General features: G+C 68.4%; 11 protein-coding genes. 6 read left to right on the plus strand and 5 right to left on the minus strand.

Features of this window, described 5'->3' with window-relative positions; all coding sequences use genetic code 11:
* Positions 1–147: 147 nt before the first annotated feature.
* The 4 genes from ACL9RL_RS00105 to ACL9RL_RS00120 all read left to right on the plus strand — a co-directional run bounded on the left by ACL9RL_RS00105 (position 148) and on the right by ACL9RL_RS00120 (position 5,486).
* Positions 148–2,361 (plus strand): adenylate/guanylate cyclase domain-containing protein, encoded by a 2,214-nt coding sequence (locus ACL9RL_RS00105; protein ID WP_422778169.1) that lies wholly within the window; start codon positions 148–150, stop codon positions 2,359–2,361.
* A 73-nt stretch (positions 2,362–2,434) separates the two neighbouring features.
* Positions 2,435–3,856, plus strand: a complete 1,422-nt coding sequence (locus tag ACL9RL_RS00110) for a mechanosensitive ion channel domain-containing protein (protein ID WP_422778170.1) — start codon at positions 2,435–2,437, stop codon at positions 3,854–3,856.
* A 203-nt stretch (positions 3,857–4,059) separates the two neighbouring features.
* Positions 4,060–4,827: an aquaporin Z gene (aqpZ, locus tag ACL9RL_RS00115; protein WP_422778171.1), complete on the plus strand. Its 768-nt coding sequence runs from the start codon at positions 4,060–4,062 to the stop codon at positions 4,825–4,827.
* 197 nt (positions 4,828–5,024) lie between these two features.
* Positions 5,025–5,486 carry a hypothetical protein gene (locus ACL9RL_RS00120; protein WP_422778172.1) on the plus strand — a complete coding sequence of 154 codons (462 nt, stop codon included), beginning with the start codon at positions 5,025–5,027 and terminating at the stop codon, positions 5,484–5,486.
* A 176-nt stretch (positions 5,487–5,662) separates the two neighbouring features.
* Here ACL9RL_RS00120 and ACL9RL_RS00125 read toward each other — a convergent pair whose 3' ends face one another.
* Positions 5,663–6,487, minus strand: a complete 825-nt coding sequence (locus ACL9RL_RS00125; protein ID WP_422778173.1) for a DUF305 domain-containing protein — start codon at positions 6,485–6,487, stop codon at positions 5,663–5,665.
* 4 nt (positions 6,488–6,491) lie between these two features.
* Positions 6,492–7,199, minus strand: coding sequence for a DUF3105 domain-containing protein (locus ACL9RL_RS00130; RefSeq protein WP_422778174.1), 708 nt, complete (start codon positions 7,197–7,199; stop codon positions 6,492–6,494).
* Between the two features lie 196 nt (positions 7,200–7,395).
* Between ACL9RL_RS00130 and ACL9RL_RS00135 the strand changes: the two genes are divergently transcribed.
* On the plus strand, positions 7,396–8,643 hold the full coding sequence (locus ACL9RL_RS00135; protein WP_422778175.1) for an Nramp family divalent metal transporter: 1,248 nt from the start codon (positions 7,396–7,398) through the stop codon (positions 8,641–8,643).
* Positions 8,644–8,714: 71 nt separating this feature from the next.
* Here the strand turns inward: ACL9RL_RS00135 and ACL9RL_RS00140 are convergent, their stop codons facing one another.
* The 3 genes from ACL9RL_RS00140 to ACL9RL_RS00150 all read right to left on the minus strand — a co-directional run bounded on the left by ACL9RL_RS00140 (position 8,715) and on the right by ACL9RL_RS00150 (position 12,792).
* A complete protein-coding gene (locus ACL9RL_RS00140; RefSeq protein ID WP_422778176.1) occupies positions 8,715–10,925 on the minus strand; it encodes an alpha-galactosidase in 2,211 nt (736 codons plus the stop codon).
* A 390-nt stretch (positions 10,926–11,315) separates the two neighbouring features.
* Positions 11,316–11,990: a GntR family transcriptional regulator gene (locus ACL9RL_RS00145; RefSeq protein WP_422778177.1), complete on the minus strand. Its 675-nt coding sequence runs from the start codon at positions 11,988–11,990 to the stop codon at positions 11,316–11,318.
* Positions 11,991–12,090: 100 nt separating this feature from the next.
* Entirely contained in the window at positions 12,091–12,792 is a 702-nt protein-coding gene (locus ACL9RL_RS00150; RefSeq protein WP_422778178.1) for a metal-dependent transcriptional regulator, read from the minus strand.
* A 277-nt stretch (positions 12,793–13,069) separates the two neighbouring features.
* Here ACL9RL_RS00150 and ACL9RL_RS00155 point away from each other — a divergent pair, with 277 nt between their 5' ends.
* Positions 13,070–14,434 (plus strand): cystathionine beta-synthase, encoded by a 1,365-nt coding sequence (locus ACL9RL_RS00155; protein WP_422778179.1) that lies wholly within the window; start codon positions 13,070–13,072, stop codon positions 14,432–14,434.
* Positions 14,435–14,634: the final 200 nt, after the last annotated feature.

Below are 14,634 nucleotides of genomic sequence, written 5' to 3' on the forward strand. Positions count from 1 at the left end.
AGGGGAGGCGACACGCCGCAGCGCTCCTGAATTGCGAACAGGGGACGACGCAAAGCGTTGTGTGCGTGTGACGCATGTGGCTAGAGTTGCTGCCAACCGGCCCCCGGAAGCGGGGCATCCGGGTTGACGCTGTTCAGACAGGGACTCATGACCGCTGAAGCCGCACCTCCGCAACCCACCGTGTCGCCCGCGAGCGCCCCACGCTCGCCCGATCCGAAGAATTCCACCCCAAAGCGAGGTCTCGGCCGCGGCCGCATCGGTCGCCCCGGCTTCAGCATCCAATCGAAACTGCTCGTGATGCTCCTGCTCGTGAGCGTCGGCGCATCGGTCTTCACGGGCATCGTCGGCTACAACTCCGGAACGGAGTCGCTCAAGCAGGCGGCGTACGAACGGCTCATCGAGCTGCGGGAGTCGCGCTCCCGCGAGATCACGAACTACTACGAGCAGACCGAGGACTCGCTCGTCGTCTACACCCGCGGGCGATCCGTGAACGATGCGATGCTCGCCTTCACGAGCGGGTTCAAGGAGCTGGAGGCGCAGCCGGTCGACGAGGCGAAGGCGAAAGCCGTCGCCGACTTTTACGACACGAGCTTCATCCCGGAGTACGAGAAGCGCACTGGCATGACCACGGATCCTGCCGCGTTCATCCCGACGAACCCGGCCGAGCATTACCTGCAGGCCACGTACACGCCGAAGGACCTCGACTACGACAAGTCGTTGGCCATCGACGATGCGGGCGACGGCAGCGCCTGGTCGGCGGCGCACCGCCAGTATCACGAGTACTTCCGTGAGATCCTCAACCGGTTCGCCTACGAGGACGCGCTGCTCATCGACCGTGACGGCAACGTCGTCTATTCCGCCTACAAGGGCGTCGACCTCGGCACGAACATCCTGAACGGCCCGTACCAGGGCGGCGTCCTGCAGAGCGGCTACACACAGGCGCTCCGTTCGAACGCCGTCGACTACGTCGGCGTGACGGACTTCGAGCGGTACCAGCCGTCGTTCAACGTGCCGACGCAGTGGATCTTCTCGCCCGTCGGGCAGGACGGCGTCGTCTCGGGTGTGATGGCGTTGCAGGTGCCGATCAGCAAGATCAACGACATCATGACCGCCTCTGGGCACTGGGAGCAGGACGGCCTCGGGAAGACGGGGGAAACGTACCTCGCAGGCCCGGACCACCTCATGCGGTCGACATCGCGACTCCTCATCCAGGACCCGAAGGCGTACGAGGAGCAGTCGATCTCGGCCGGCACCTCGCCGGAGATCGCCAAGCGGGCCGTCGCCGTCAACGGGACCGTCCAGCTCCAACCCACGAGGAGCGTGTCGGTCGATCGTGCGCTCCAGGGCAAGACCGGCACGTTCATCGGCGCCGGCTACCTGGGCGGCGAGAACCTTACGGCCTACGCACCGCTCGACATCCCGGGCCTGCAGTGGGTCATCGTCGCCCGCATCGACGCATCCGAGGCGTTCGCACCGGTGACCGACTTCACCCGGAACCTCATCCTGTCGATGCTCGGCATCATCATCGTGGTCTCCCTCCTGTCCCTGCTCCTCGCGCAGGTGTTCGCGAAACCCGTCCGGGTGCTCGTGACGGCGGTGAGGCGCGTTGCGGGGGGCGACTACTCCGTCGAAGTGCCCGGCGCGAGACGCGACGAATTCGGCGACCTCGGCAACGCGTTCAACGACATGAGCCGGAGCCTGCGCCTCAAACAGGAGCTCATCGACGAGCAGCGCGTCGAGAACGAGAAGCTCCTGCACACGCTGATGCCGGCGAGCGTCGCCAAACGCTACAAGGAGGGAGAGGAGACGATCTCCGAGGTCCACCAGGACGTGTCGGTCGTCTTCGCCGACCTCGTCGGGTTCGACGATCTGGCGGGCGGGCTCAATTCCGAGCAGGAACTGGCACTGCTCAACGGCATCGTACGCAGCTTCGACGAGGCGGCCGAGCGGCTCGGGATCGAGCAGGTCCGCACACTCCGCGAGGGGTATCTCGCGAGCTGCGGGCTCATCGTGCCGCGCGTGGACAACGTGCGCCGGACCCTCGACTTCGCCCTCGAGATGCGCACGATCATCGACCGCTTCAATGCGCAGCACAAATCGAACCTGACACTGCGGGTGGGGGTCGACTCCGGAACGGTCACGAGCGGGCTCGTCGGCCGGACGAGCCTCGCCTACGACATGTGGGGTGACGCCGTGAGCATCGCGAACCGGGTCCAGACGGTCTCCGGGGAGCCCGGGATCTTCGTGAGCCAGCGGGTCTTCGACCGGATGCAGGACACCGTCAGCTTCGAGTCGATGGGGACCGTCGAGACCCGCGACGGGCAGCAGCCCGTGTGGCGAGTCGTGCAGGCCAAATCATGACGCGGCGCCACAGCATGACCCGGCGCGGACGCGACGCCGGGTCGAGCGCGAGCTGGAGCGATCGGGGCACGGCATGACCCAGGTGTGGCAGGAGCCATGGTTCCCGTGGGCGGTGGGCATCGCCATCGGTGTCCCCGTGCTGCTCATCGTGCTGACTGAGCTCCTCGGTGTGCTCACCAGGCGGCGGAAGGCCGCCGCGAAACCGGTGCGGCTCCTGCGCAACTATGTGATTCCCGTCGCGGCGGTGTTCGCCCTGCTCGTGTTCGCATCCCGGCAGTCGAACGAGTGGACGTGGGTGCGCATCGTCGGCACCCTGCTCGGATTCCTCGTGATCCTGCTTGTGCTGTCCGCGTTCAACGTCGCCCTGTTCGCCAATGCGCAGGAGGGGTCGTGGCGGGACCGCATCCCGTCGATCTTCGTCGACCTGGCGCGCCTCGCCCTCATCCTCGTGGGCCTCGCGATCCTGTTCTCCTGGGTGTGGGGCGCCGATGTCGGTGGGCTGATCGCCGCGCTCGGGGTGACGTCGATCGTCATCGGCCTCGCCCTGCAGAACGCCGTCGGCTCGGTCATCTCCGGGCTGCTCCTCCTGTTCGAGCAGCCGTTCAAACTGGGGGACTGGCTCGACACGGGGAGCGTGCGCGGCCGGGTCGTGGAGGTCAACTGGCGGGCTGTGCACATCGACACGGGCAACGGCATCCAGATCGTCCCGAACGCCTCGCTCGCGGACTCTTCATTCACGAACCTGAGCCAGCCGGTTGGTGCGTTCACGGCGTCCGTCGGTGTGAAGTTCTCCACCGACGACCCGCCGGACGACGTGCTCCGACTGCTGCGGGAGGTCGCATCCGGACTGCCGATGCTCGAGAAGGGCGACTCGCCGACCGCGTCGTACGAGGGGAACGCCGCGTACTCCGTCACGATCCCGGTGACGGGCCCGGCAGCCGCCGGCGACGCGACGGCCCTGTTCCGCGCGTGGCTCTGGTACGCGGCCAGGCGGCGGGGGCTCGCGTTGGACGGCGACTCCACCGACCCCATCGCGACCCCGGAGCGGCTCAAGAAGGCGGTCGTCGCGATCGCACCGACGCTGCACGCCAGGGAGACGGACTACGACGCCATCCTCGCCAGCTGCATCCTCGAACGGTACGGTCCGGGTGAGACGGTCCAGGCCGCAGGCGTGGTCCCGGACGCCATCCGGTTCCTCGTGGAGGGCGGCGTCCACCTCGCCGTCCCGACGAACGACGGCTTGATCACCTTCCAGCGTCTGGACTCCGGCGACTTCATCGGTCAGACGGCACTCACCCGGGAGATCGCCGTGGCGAGCGCGATCGCTGACGGGACGACCCTCGTCCTCCGGATGCCGCTCGCGACGATCGACCAGCTCGTGCGCACGAAGCCCCGCCTCGCGCAGGAGATCGGGAAGTCGATCGAGAACAAGCATCGGCAGGCGTCCGCGGCGCTCGCCGAGGCCGGAGTGGTGCGGGGCACGATCGGGCGTTGAGCGTCGCTGGGAGTGTGTTGCGGCAACGCTGAGGGGCGCTGACCAGCGTTGCCGAGGCGGTGTCCGGCAGATGTCTCCTGCTGCAATCGTTCGTCACACGGTGCGGCAAGCCCCCACGGCGTGCTCACAGGCAATACCCTGCCAACTGACGCGAATATCCCAGGTGGCCGCGTCGCCCATCACAGTGAATCGAGAAGAGTCGTATGTCGTACCCTGATGCGCCCCAGCCGGCGTCACCGTCTACCGCAGCAAAACTGGTCGCAGAGGTGGCCGGAACCTTCCTCCTCGTCTTCGGCCTCGTCGGCACGGCGACGTTCTCCGCCGTCTTCCCCGGAGGAGACTCCGCGAACCCGCTCGGTGTCGGGTTCCTCGGCGTCGCGATCGCACTCGGCCTGACGGTCACGATCGGCGCGTACGCGTTCGGTCCGATCTCCGGCGGCCACTTCAACCCGGCGGTCACGCTCGGCCTCGCCGCGGCCGGCCGCTTCGAGTGGCGTGAGGCGATCGGCTACATCGTCGCCCAGCTCGTCGGCGCGATCCTCGGCGCCACGGCCGTCTTCGGCCTCGCATCGGGCGGCCCGAAGGGCTTCCTCGACGCGGCAGTCGCCGGCGGTTTCGTCTCCAACGGCTTCGGCGAGCACTCGCCGGGCGGCTTCGGTCTCGCCTCGGCGATCGTCATCGAGGTCATCATCACGGCGGTGTTCCTGTTCGTGATCCTCGGTGTGACACACGCCCGCGCCCTCGCCGGCTTCGCGCCCATCGCGATCGGTGGAACGCTCACGCTCCTGCTCCTCATCGCCATCCCGATCGACAACGCGTCGATCAACCCGGCCCGCTCCATCGCGACCGCCATCTACGGCGGCGGCGACTGGCTCGCACAGGTGTGGGTGTTCATCGTGTTCCCGATCATCGGCGCCCTCATCGCCGGATTCAGCTTCCGCCTGCTGTTCGACGGCACGAAGAAGGCCTGAACGACGCCGGGCGCGTCCCGGCATCGAGCCTGACGAAACGGCCCCGTCCACCGCTGCACCTGTGCAGTGGCGGACGGGGCCGTTTCCTCGTTCCACGGTGATGACCCACAAACCGGGGTGGCCCGCATTGGGGGACGCGCCGGGGAGACGTTCCGTTGGACGATTGACCCGACGAGACGAGTTGAAGGATGGGCGCTGTGGGGGATCCGACCAGCGACGGCCAGGAATACGACCTGCCGCTGACACCCGAGCGCGCCTGGGAGAACCTGCAGGACGCGCTCGTCGCCGACTTCATCGATGGGCTCCCCGACGACATCCGGACCTCTGACCTCGCCGCCAGACTGCATGTGAGCCGGTCGTCGCTCATGACGAACATCCGGCGGGGGAACGTCGTCGCCGTGCGCCGCAACGGCCACTGGGAGATCGACGCCAGGGCGAGCATCGGCTTCCTGCGCGGGTCCATCCTGAGTCTGCGTGAGCGTCGTCGTCGATCCGTTTCCGAGGACGAAGGCGTCGTCGCCAATGCGACGGTCTCGATCTCCGGGCCGGCGGCTGAACTGCTCTCCGAGGTCATGCGCGAGGAACAGCTGTCGGCGAGTGACGCCGTGGAGCTCGCGCTGCGAAGCCTGCGCGGCCACGAGGAGCGTCGGGCGAGCTGAGGGTCGGGGTCCCTGAGGTGGGCCCGGTCCCTGAGCTTGGCCCCGGTCCCTGAGCTTGTCGAAGGGTCAGGGTGGGCGCGGCGGGGCCCTTCGACAGGCTCAGGGACCGGTTTCGACTGGTTCGAGGGGTGGTTGGGCCCTTCGACAAGCTCAGGGACCGAGGCGGGGACCGCGGACTACTTCGCCAGAGGGACGGGGCCACCGCGCTGCGCGAGCATGCCCGTCATGAGGTCGATCTCGGAATCCTGACTGACGATCACGGCCTTCGCGAACGCGAGCGCCGGACCGTTCGTCGTCCGCGGCTCGAGCGCCTCCGCCATCTCGATCGCACCCCGGTGGTGGGCGATCATCAAGGTCAGGAACACCCGCTCCGCCTCGACGCCTGACGCTGCCTGCAACTGGGCGACCTGCGCCGGCGTCGCGAGTCCTGGCATCGGCTCACCGACGACATGCGTCGGTGTGGTCGCACCCGGGGTGCTGCCGCCGTGGTCGTGACCGGGCGCGCCCGCGAGCGTCGGCCTCGTCATCCACGTCATCGATGGTTCGCTCTCCGCCTGCGGCAGACCCCACTGGACCAGCCAGTCGTACAGCATGCCGGACTGCTGCCCCTGGGTCGCCGCGATGTCGTACGCGAGCGTGCGCACGGCCGGGTCGTCTGTGCGATCCCGCACGATCATCGCGAGCTCGACGCCCTGCGTGTGGTGGATCTGCATGTCGCGGGAGAAGCCTGCTTCGACGCTCGTGGTGGTCGGTGTCGGATCGGCGAGCGTGCTCAGACGACCGGCGGAGAATCCGATCGCCGCGGCCGCGACGACCGCGATGATCGCGACGACGGCCAGGACGATCCGCGAACGGTTCGACGGGGCGTGTTCGAGCGCGGCGATGTGCGCGTCGAGCTCGTCGTCGTCGAGCAGATCGGGGTCGACCAGTTCCGCATCGCGGGCGTCCGGAGCGAGCCGGCCGCCGGATGCTTCGCCGGCCGTCCCGTCCGAGCGTGGCACCGTGCTAGCTCACCTTGCCCGGGCCGTCGACGCCGCCGGTGCACGGAGCGGTCGGCTCCGGCACGTTGTTGCTGCGCCAGAACTCGGTGAAGAACTCCGGGATGCGCTTGTCGCTCGCGTTGTTGACCTGCAACTGCACGTTCCAGCCGCTCAGGACGATGGGCGACGGCAGTCCCTTGTAAGGCGAGAGGACGACGTAGGTGCTCGGGATGAGCTCCTTGAGCTTGTCGAGTTCAGCAGAGGAGAGCGAGGGGTCGTAGGTGACCCAGACGGCGCCGTGCTCGAGGTCGTGCACGGCGTTCTCGTTGGGGACCGGCTGGTCGTAGACGCCGCAGTTCAACCAGATCGGGTTGTGCGGGCCGCCGGCCGGCGGGTTCTGCGGGTAGTCGACCTTGCCCTCGACGTGCGCAGCGGTGTTCTTGAACGTCTCGACGCCGGCGATGTCCTTGCCGGTGCCCGTGCCGCCGCCCGGGTAGCTCGCGTACTTCGGGATGGTCAGGTAGATGCTCGTGGCGAGGACGGCGATGACCGCCACGCCGCCGACGACGGCTGCCCAGATCCCGATCGACTTGTTGCGACGCTTCTTCGCTTGAGCCTTCTTGAACGCCTCGACCTTCGCGGCGCGCTGCTCTTCGCGTTGTGCCTTGACGGTCTGCTGCTTGACGGCAGGGGGGACGGGGGCGCCCGACGGGCGGTCTGATGCGGGGGTCACGTGAGGCCTCTCGACGAACGTATGCAGATCTATGGAACCAGATCGATTTCTCGACGAATGTCCGATAACCCCATTCTCCAGGGGATTCCCAGTCGGTGTGCAAATGTGACGGTTCAAATGTTCGACGTGTCTAACTTTAGGACGTTGGAAGTGCTAATCTCGTCGAACCAGCCCATGGAACACCGCAGAGGACTCGATGACGACCACCAGTGACACCCCAGTGAGAACGACCCGCAGGCCCCGCCTGCTCTTCCTGCTCGGCCCGGCGTTCGTCGCCGCCATCGCCTACGTCGACCCGGGGAACGTCGCAGCCAACCTCACGGCGGGGGCCGAATACGGATACCTCCTCGTCTGGGTGCTCGTCGCCGCGAACGGGATGGCCGTCCTGGTGCAGTACCTCTCCGCCAAGCTCGGTCTCGTCACCGGCAAGAGCCTCCCTGAACTGCTGGGCGAACGACTCAGCACCGGGAAGCGACGCGCGTACTGGGTGCAGGCGGAGCTCGTCGCCGCGGCCACGGATCTTGCGGAGGTCATCGGCGGCGCCGTCGCACTGCACCTGCTGTTCGGGCTGCCGCTCCTCGCCGGCGGCGTGATCGTCGGCATCGCATCGATGGTGCTGCTCGCCGTGCAGTCGCGTCACGGTCAGCGCTCCTTCGAGATCGTGATCCTGTCGCTGCTCGGCGTCATCGCGGTCGGGTTCCTCGCGGGCCTCTTCGTCAGCCCCGTCGACTGGGGCGACGCCTCCGGCGGCCTCGTCCCGCGGTTCGACGGCCCGCAGACGGTCCTGCTCGCGGCCAGCATGCTCGGTGCGACCGTGATGCCGCACGCCATCTACCTGCACTCGGCCCTCAGCCGCGACCGGCACGGTGCGCAGACCGAGACGTCCGTCGTGAAGCGGCTCATCGTCGCCACCCGCTGGGACGTCGCGGCCGCGCTCGTCATCGCCGGCGCGGTGAACATCGCGATGCTGTTGCTCGCCGCCGCCTCACTCAGCGGGGTGCAGGGGACGGACTCGATCGAGGGCGCCCACGCGGCGATCACCGCGGCGCTCGGGCCGGTCATCGGCGGGATCTTCGCGGTCGGGCTGCTCGCCTCCGGGCTGGCGTCCACCTCGGTCGGTTCCTACGCGGGCGCCGCGATCATGGGAGGCCTGCTGAAGGTGCGCATCCCGCTCATGACACGGCGCGTGATCACGCTCATCCCCGCGCTCGTGATCCTGAGCCTCGGCATCGACCCGACGCTCGCGCTCGTGCTGAGCCAGGTGTTCCTGAGCCTCGGGATCCCGTTCGCCTTGATCCCGCTCGTGCGCTTGACGGGTTCCCGCACGGTGATGGGTGTGCACGTCGACGCCCTGGTGACGCGCGTGATCGCGTGGGCGGTCGTCGTCCTGATCGTCGCCCTGAACCTGGCCTTGATCTACCTGACCGTCTTCCCCACGTCCTAGCCCGCGAGGGGTCGCATATGGCTAGTCGGACACGTCCGGAACTAGCCATATGCGACCCCTCGGCGGCTGGGTCAGACGGCCAGGACCTCCAGGAGGAGGGCCTGGCCGGGGTTCAGGTTGGGGAGGGGGACGCCGATGGTGGTCAGCGCGAAGCCTGGGACCTCCGTCCAACCGAGGCGGGCGCGCTCGTACCACGCGGGGCCGTCGCCACCCTGGTGGGTCGACGGGGCGCCGAGTTCCGAGCGGACGCGGATGCGGTACGCGCGGTCCGCATCGAGCCCAGGCAGCGTGACGCGACCGGACTGAGCCGTCGCGGACGTCGCCAGACGCACCCAGCTGAACAGGCCGTGCGAGCGATCCTGCGAGACGCTGCCGTGCAGCATCGTCGACGGGTCGACGACGTCGCCGTGCACCGTCCGGCCCGAGTGGACGAGCCCGCGGAACTCCTTGTACAGCTCCGCCCACACGCGCAACAGTTCGAGCTGCTCATCGGTGCAGCTGGTGAGGTCCCACTCGATACCGGAGTGCGCGAACAGCGCGGTCGCGAGCCGGAACGAGTCATCGGCGATGCGATGCGTCGTGTGCGACTCCGGCGCGCCGACGTGCGATCCGATGAGCTCTGGCGGCAGCAGCAGCCCGGTCCACGTCTGGATGTGCTGACGCTCCAACGGGTCGTTGCAGTCCGACGCCCACACGCGGTCCGTGCGCTCCAGGATCCCCAGGTCGATGCGGCCGCCGCCGGCCGAGCACGTCTCGATCTCGAGGCCGGGGTGGCGCTCCTTGAGCGCATCCATGAGCGCGTAGAGCGCGAGCGTCTGCGCGTGCACACCAGGGCGGTCGTTCGGGCCGGTCTGCCCATCGCCGCCGCCGCCGCGCAGGACCGCCTCGTTGAGGTCGCGGTTGTGGTCCCACTTGAGGTAGTCGATCGCGTACTCGGACACGAGCGAGCTGATGCTCTCCAGCAGGTACGACCACGCCTCGGGCGCCGCGATGTTCAACACGTACTGGTTGCGCGATGCGGGCCCCAGCCCCTGCGACGGCGCGAGCAGCCACTCCGGGTGGTTCCTGGCGACATCGGAATCGAGGTTGACCATCTCCGGCTCGAACCACAGCCCGAACTGCATGCCGTGCTCGCGGATGCGTTCGACGAGCGGGTGCAGGCCGTCCGGCCAGACGGAGCGGTCGACGCTCCAGTCGCCGAGCCCCGCATCGGCCCCGCGGCGACCGGCGAACCAGCCGTCGTCGAGGACGACGCGCTCGACGCCGACGGCGGCTGCACGGTCGGTCAGCGCGGTCAGCTGCTCGATGTTGTGATCGAAGTAGACGGCCTCCCAGGTGTTGAGGACCAGCGGGCGCGGCGATGCCGGGTGCTGCGGACGCGCGCGCAGACGGTCGTGGAACCGGTCGGCGAGGCCGTCGGTTCCGCGGTCGGACCAGCCGAAGATGACGCTCGGCGCCTGGTAGGACTCACCGGCGGCGAGACGGATCTCGCCAGGGCGGAGGAACTCGCCGCCGCCGAGGACGGCGTGGAACTCGCCCGCGCCCTCCGCCAGACGCTCGACGAGCCAGCGCTGATCGCCGCTGAAGGCGACGTGCATGCCCCACAGCTCGCCGTGGCGGAACCCGAATCCGGGTGTGCCGACCATCAGCACGTACGGGGAGTCGACGCCCGGCTTGCCGCGGCGGACCGTGCGGGTGTGGCTGCCGTCGCGGACGGGCTGGCGCTGCGGGGACCGCTCGCGGCACCACTTGCCGGTGAGGTCGACGATCTCGGTGGCGCGGCCGGGGAGCGGCAGCATCGTGGTGACGGCTGCGAGGTCGTAGACGTCGGTGGCGTCGGCGCTCGCGGTGATGGTGGAGTCGACCTGGAGGAGCCCGTCCGCACCGAGGCGGTAGGTGGCGACGATGTCGAGGCGGCTGATCGCATCGTGCAGTTCGAGGGTGATGAGGCCGCCGTGCTCCGAGCCTGCGCCCTCGACGCGTGCGTCGACGAGTGTGGGGCGCGGGGTCGTGTCGAACCCGTTGCGGTGGCCGGCGATGGCGGGGGTGCCCGACCAGGCATCGAACTCGGTCGGCCAGAGGGTGAAGACGCGCGGCCGGCCGGGTGCGTTGTTGAGGACGGCGCTGCCGGACGTCTCACGGATGGCTTCTGCGCCTGCGGCATCGAGCGGGCCGAGGTCGGCGCCCCAGTGGAGGACGTGCGGGGCCGGTGCGCTCACGTCGATGGCGAGCGACGCCCCGTTGGCGCGGAGGTAGGCGACTGCCGACCTGGTCTGCTGCATGATGATCCTTCGTTGGAGCAATTATTTGACGACATAAATTAATCACGCCCTGCTGTCGCACGCAAGTCCTTCGGCCGTGCTGCCGCGGTGCTGCCCCGGTTCTGTCTTGCTTCTGTCCCTCTCCCGCCCCGTTCCTGCCCGCGACCTGTCACTCGTGGCTGGTTTGACGTCGTCCATTCCCGCCACGAGTGCCAGCTCGCGAGCTGTCAGTTGTGGCTGGTTCGGCGGGGGTCGGAACCACCACAAGTGCCAGGTCGCGGGCTGGGCTAGGGGCGAGGGAAGGTGGGCCGGGAGGGGGTCAGCCGGGGCGGGCCGGGATGGGGGCAGCCGGGTGGGCTGGGAGAGGGGCAGCCGGGGCGGGTCGGGATGGGGGCAGCCGGGCCGACGGGATCAGACTGCGCGGGGGAGGAAACGGGCGCGGGAGGCTTCGAGGTGCTCGCGCATGGCGGCGGTCGCCTCATCGAGGTCCCTGGCGGCGATGGCCTCCACGATGCGGGCGTGCTCGACGATGGCCGTCTCGCCAGCAGGCTGGTCGGACGACAGACGGAACGCGTGCAGGTGGAAATGCGTGCGATCGAGGGCGTGCGATACCGCCGGGTTGCCGGCCGCCCGCACGATGAGCGCGTGGAGACGGGCGTCGTGCTCGCTGAAGCGGGCGTAGCTCAGCAAGTCGTTGGTGAACGGCGACTTGGAGTACGTCTCCAGTTCGCGGCGGATCCCCGCGAGATCGGCATCGGTCGCGTGCAGTGCTGCCGCACCGGCCGACGGCGGCTCCAGGAGGACGCGGAGACCGTAGAGGTCGTCGAGCTGCTGGGCGGTGAGGATCGCGGTGGTGCGGTAGCCCTTCAGATGCGTCTTCGCGACGAGGCCGTCGTCTTCCAAGCGGGTGAGCGCTTCGCGCACCGGCGTCGCCGAGACGTCGAGCTCCTGTGCCAGGCGGTCGATGTTGATGCGAGCGTCCGGCGGGATCTCGTTCGTCATGATGAGTGCGAGGATGCGTCGGTACGCGTCGAATCCGAGCGTGCGATCGCCGATCGTTTGCGCGTCATTCCCGCCGTTTCCCACAGGCGTAGTCTACCCGGCGTCCTCTGTACGGTCCGCGAGCTGACAGTCGTGGTCGTTCTGACCATCGGTTTCCCAGCCACAAGTGACAGCTCGCGAGCTGTCAGTTCGCGGGCTCGGCCTGGAGGGCGTCGGCGACGGTCACCCAGACGGCTTCGGCTGCGACGCTGCCGAGGACGACGGGGGCCGGGGAGTTGCCGATGTGGAGGCTGAGTTCGCCCGCGAACGGACGGTGGGCATCGACCCGCACCGCGACATCGAGCGCGAAGCCGTGCGCCGACAGGTGCCGCAGGGTGTCGGGATCGGCATCGGAGATCCGGCAGACGAGCAGATCGGTGTCGAGCGGCGCCGCACTCAACTGCACACCGTCCGGGCGATGCGGGGTGCCGTCAGCGGACGGGATCGGGTCGCCGTGCGGGTCGCGCGATGGGTGTCCGAGCGCGAGGTCGATGCGTTCGATCATCGTGTCGCTCACCGCGTGTTCGAGGATCTCGGCCTCGTCGTGCACCTCGTCCCAGCCGTAGCCGAGCATCTCCACGAGGAAGGTCTCGATGAGCCGGTGGCGGCGTACCATCGCCACTGCGTGCGTTCGACCGTCATCGGTCAACTCGATGCTGCCGTACGGCTCGTGGACGACGAACCCTTGCGCGGCCAGGCGCTTCACGGCGTCCGATGCGGTGGCTGGGCGGACGCCCATCCGGTCGGCGAGGTGCTTGACCGTCGCCGGCTCATCGGACCACTCCGTCGCGCTCCAGATCGCTTTGAGATAGTCCTGCGCGATGGTGGACAGACGCGAGACGGACATGGGTCAATCCTAAACAGTCCGCCCCGCGCCCGTCTCTGCCCGAGAACTGTTAGTTGTGGCCGTTCTGACCGGATTATTTCAGCCATAACTGCCAGCTCGCGGGCGGAAATCGGGTCGGACGTCATAACCGTGTGCAAGCGGACCGCGCTCAGGTAGGGTATGAGCCATGCGTTCCTGCTCGTGTTGTTGTCGTCGCCACTGATCCGCCTCACCCCACGCGAAAAACGCGTCGGGCGCGCGACGCGTGCGCCAGGCGCCAACAACAGGAACAGTTGACATGAAATACGCTTCCACCGTCCTCGACCTCATCGGGAACACCCCGCTCGTCAAGCTCAACCGGGTCACGGAGGGCATCGCAGCCACCGTGCTGGTCAAGGTCGAGTACCTCAACCCTGGCGGCTCCTCCAAGGACCGCATCGCGACGCGCATCATCGATGCCGCCGAAGCTTCCGGCGAACTCAAGCCGGGCGGAACGATCGTCGAACCCACCTCGGGCAACACCGGTGTCGGCCTCGCGCTCGTCGCCCAGCAGCGCGGCTACCGCTGCGTGTTCGTGCTGCCGGACAAGGTCGGCGAGGACAAGCGCAACGTGCTTACGGCATACGGTGCGGAGGTCGTCGTCACCCCAACCTCCGTCCCGCCGGAGCACCCCGACTCCTACTACAGCGTCTCCGACCGCCTCACGGCCGAGATCCCCGGCGCGTTCAAGCCCAACCAGTACGCCAACCCGAACGGCCCGCGCAGCCACTACGAGTCCACCGGGCCGGAGATCTGGCGCGACACCGACGGTGAGATCACCCACTTCGTCGCGGGCGTCGGCACCGGCGGCACGATCTCGGGCACCGGCAAGTACCTCAAGGAGGTCTCGGGCGGTGCCGTGCGCATCATCGGCGCCGACCCCGAAGGGTCCGTCTACTCAGGCGGCACCGGGCGGCCGTACCTCGTCGAGGGCGTCGGCGAGGACTTCTGGCCCGCCGCGTACGACCCCTCGGTCGTCGACGACATCATCGCCGTGACCGATGCGGAGTCGTTCGCGCTCACCCGCCGCCTCGCTCGCGAAGAAGGGCTCCTCGTCGGCGGATCGAGCGGGATGGCGGTGCAGGCGGCGCTCGTCGCTGCACGTGACCTGCCGGCATCGGCTGTCGTCGTCGTCCTGCTGCCCGACGGTGGCCGCGGCTACCTGGGCAAGATCTTCAACGACGGCTGGTTGCGGTCGTACGGGTTCAGCGAGGTGTCCGACGACCGCACGGTCGGTGACATCCTCAAGGCCAAGACTGGCGCGCTGCCGGATCTCGTGCACGCGCACCCGACGGACACCGTGCGCGAGGTCGTCGACGTGATGACCGAGTACGGCGTCTCGCAACTGCCCGTGCTGAGTGCCGAGCCGCCCGTGGTGATGGGCGAGGTCGTCGGCGCGATCGACGAGGCGAGCCTGATGGACAGCGTCTTCAGCGGATCGGCGCAGATGAGCGATGCGGTGAGCACGTTCGTCGGCGACCCGCTGCCGCTCATCGGGCTGGGTGAGCCGGTCGCATCGGCTCGTGCCGCGCTCGGCGCAGCCCCCGCGCTCCTCGTGACCGAGGACGGCAAGCCGATCGGCGTCATCACGCGTCACGACCTGCTGACCTACCTGTCGCACTAGTCCTGGTCGGCGGTGCCCGGCGCGCCCTCGCACATCCGTGCGCCCGCGCCGTCGCCCGTTCCCCCCATCGCACGCACCGCCCCCATCGCTCACCGGTTGCACAATTCAGGAACTCTGACGGAATTCAGGACCAGAATGCGCAATCCGAGCCCAAGACATCCTGAATTACCCAAAAGTTCCTGAATTGTGGAAGAGAGAAT

The organism is Plantibacter sp. Mn2098, from assembly GCF_049319745.1.
GTDB lineage: Bacteria > Actinomycetota > Actinomycetes > Actinomycetales > Microbacteriaceae > Plantibacter.

Coding starts and splice junctions, on each gene's coding strand:
- ACL9RL_RS00105 (WP_422778169.1), top strand. CDS start 148: ATGACCGCTGAAGCCGCACCTCCGCAACCCACCGTGTCGCCCGCGAGC.
- ACL9RL_RS00110 (WP_422778170.1), top strand. CDS start 2,435: ATGACCCAGGTGTGGCAGGAGCCATGGTTCCCGTGGGCGGTGGGCATC.
- aqpZ (WP_422778171.1), top strand. CDS start 4,060: ATGTCGTACCCTGATGCGCCCCAGCCGGCGTCACCGTCTACCGCAGCA.
- ACL9RL_RS00135 (WP_422778175.1), top strand. CDS start 7,396: ATGACGACCACCAGTGACACCCCAGTGAGAACGACCCGCAGGCCCCGC.
- ACL9RL_RS00140 (WP_422778176.1), bottom strand. CDS start 10,925: ATGCAGCAGACCAGGTCGGCAGTCGCCTACCTCCGCGCCAACGGGGCG.
- ACL9RL_RS00150 (WP_422778178.1), bottom strand. CDS start 12,792: ATGTCCGTCTCGCGTCTGTCCACCATCGCGCAGGACTATCTCAAAGCG.
- ACL9RL_RS00155 (WP_422778179.1), top strand. CDS start 13,070: ATGAAATACGCTTCCACCGTCCTCGACCTCATCGGGAACACCCCGCTC.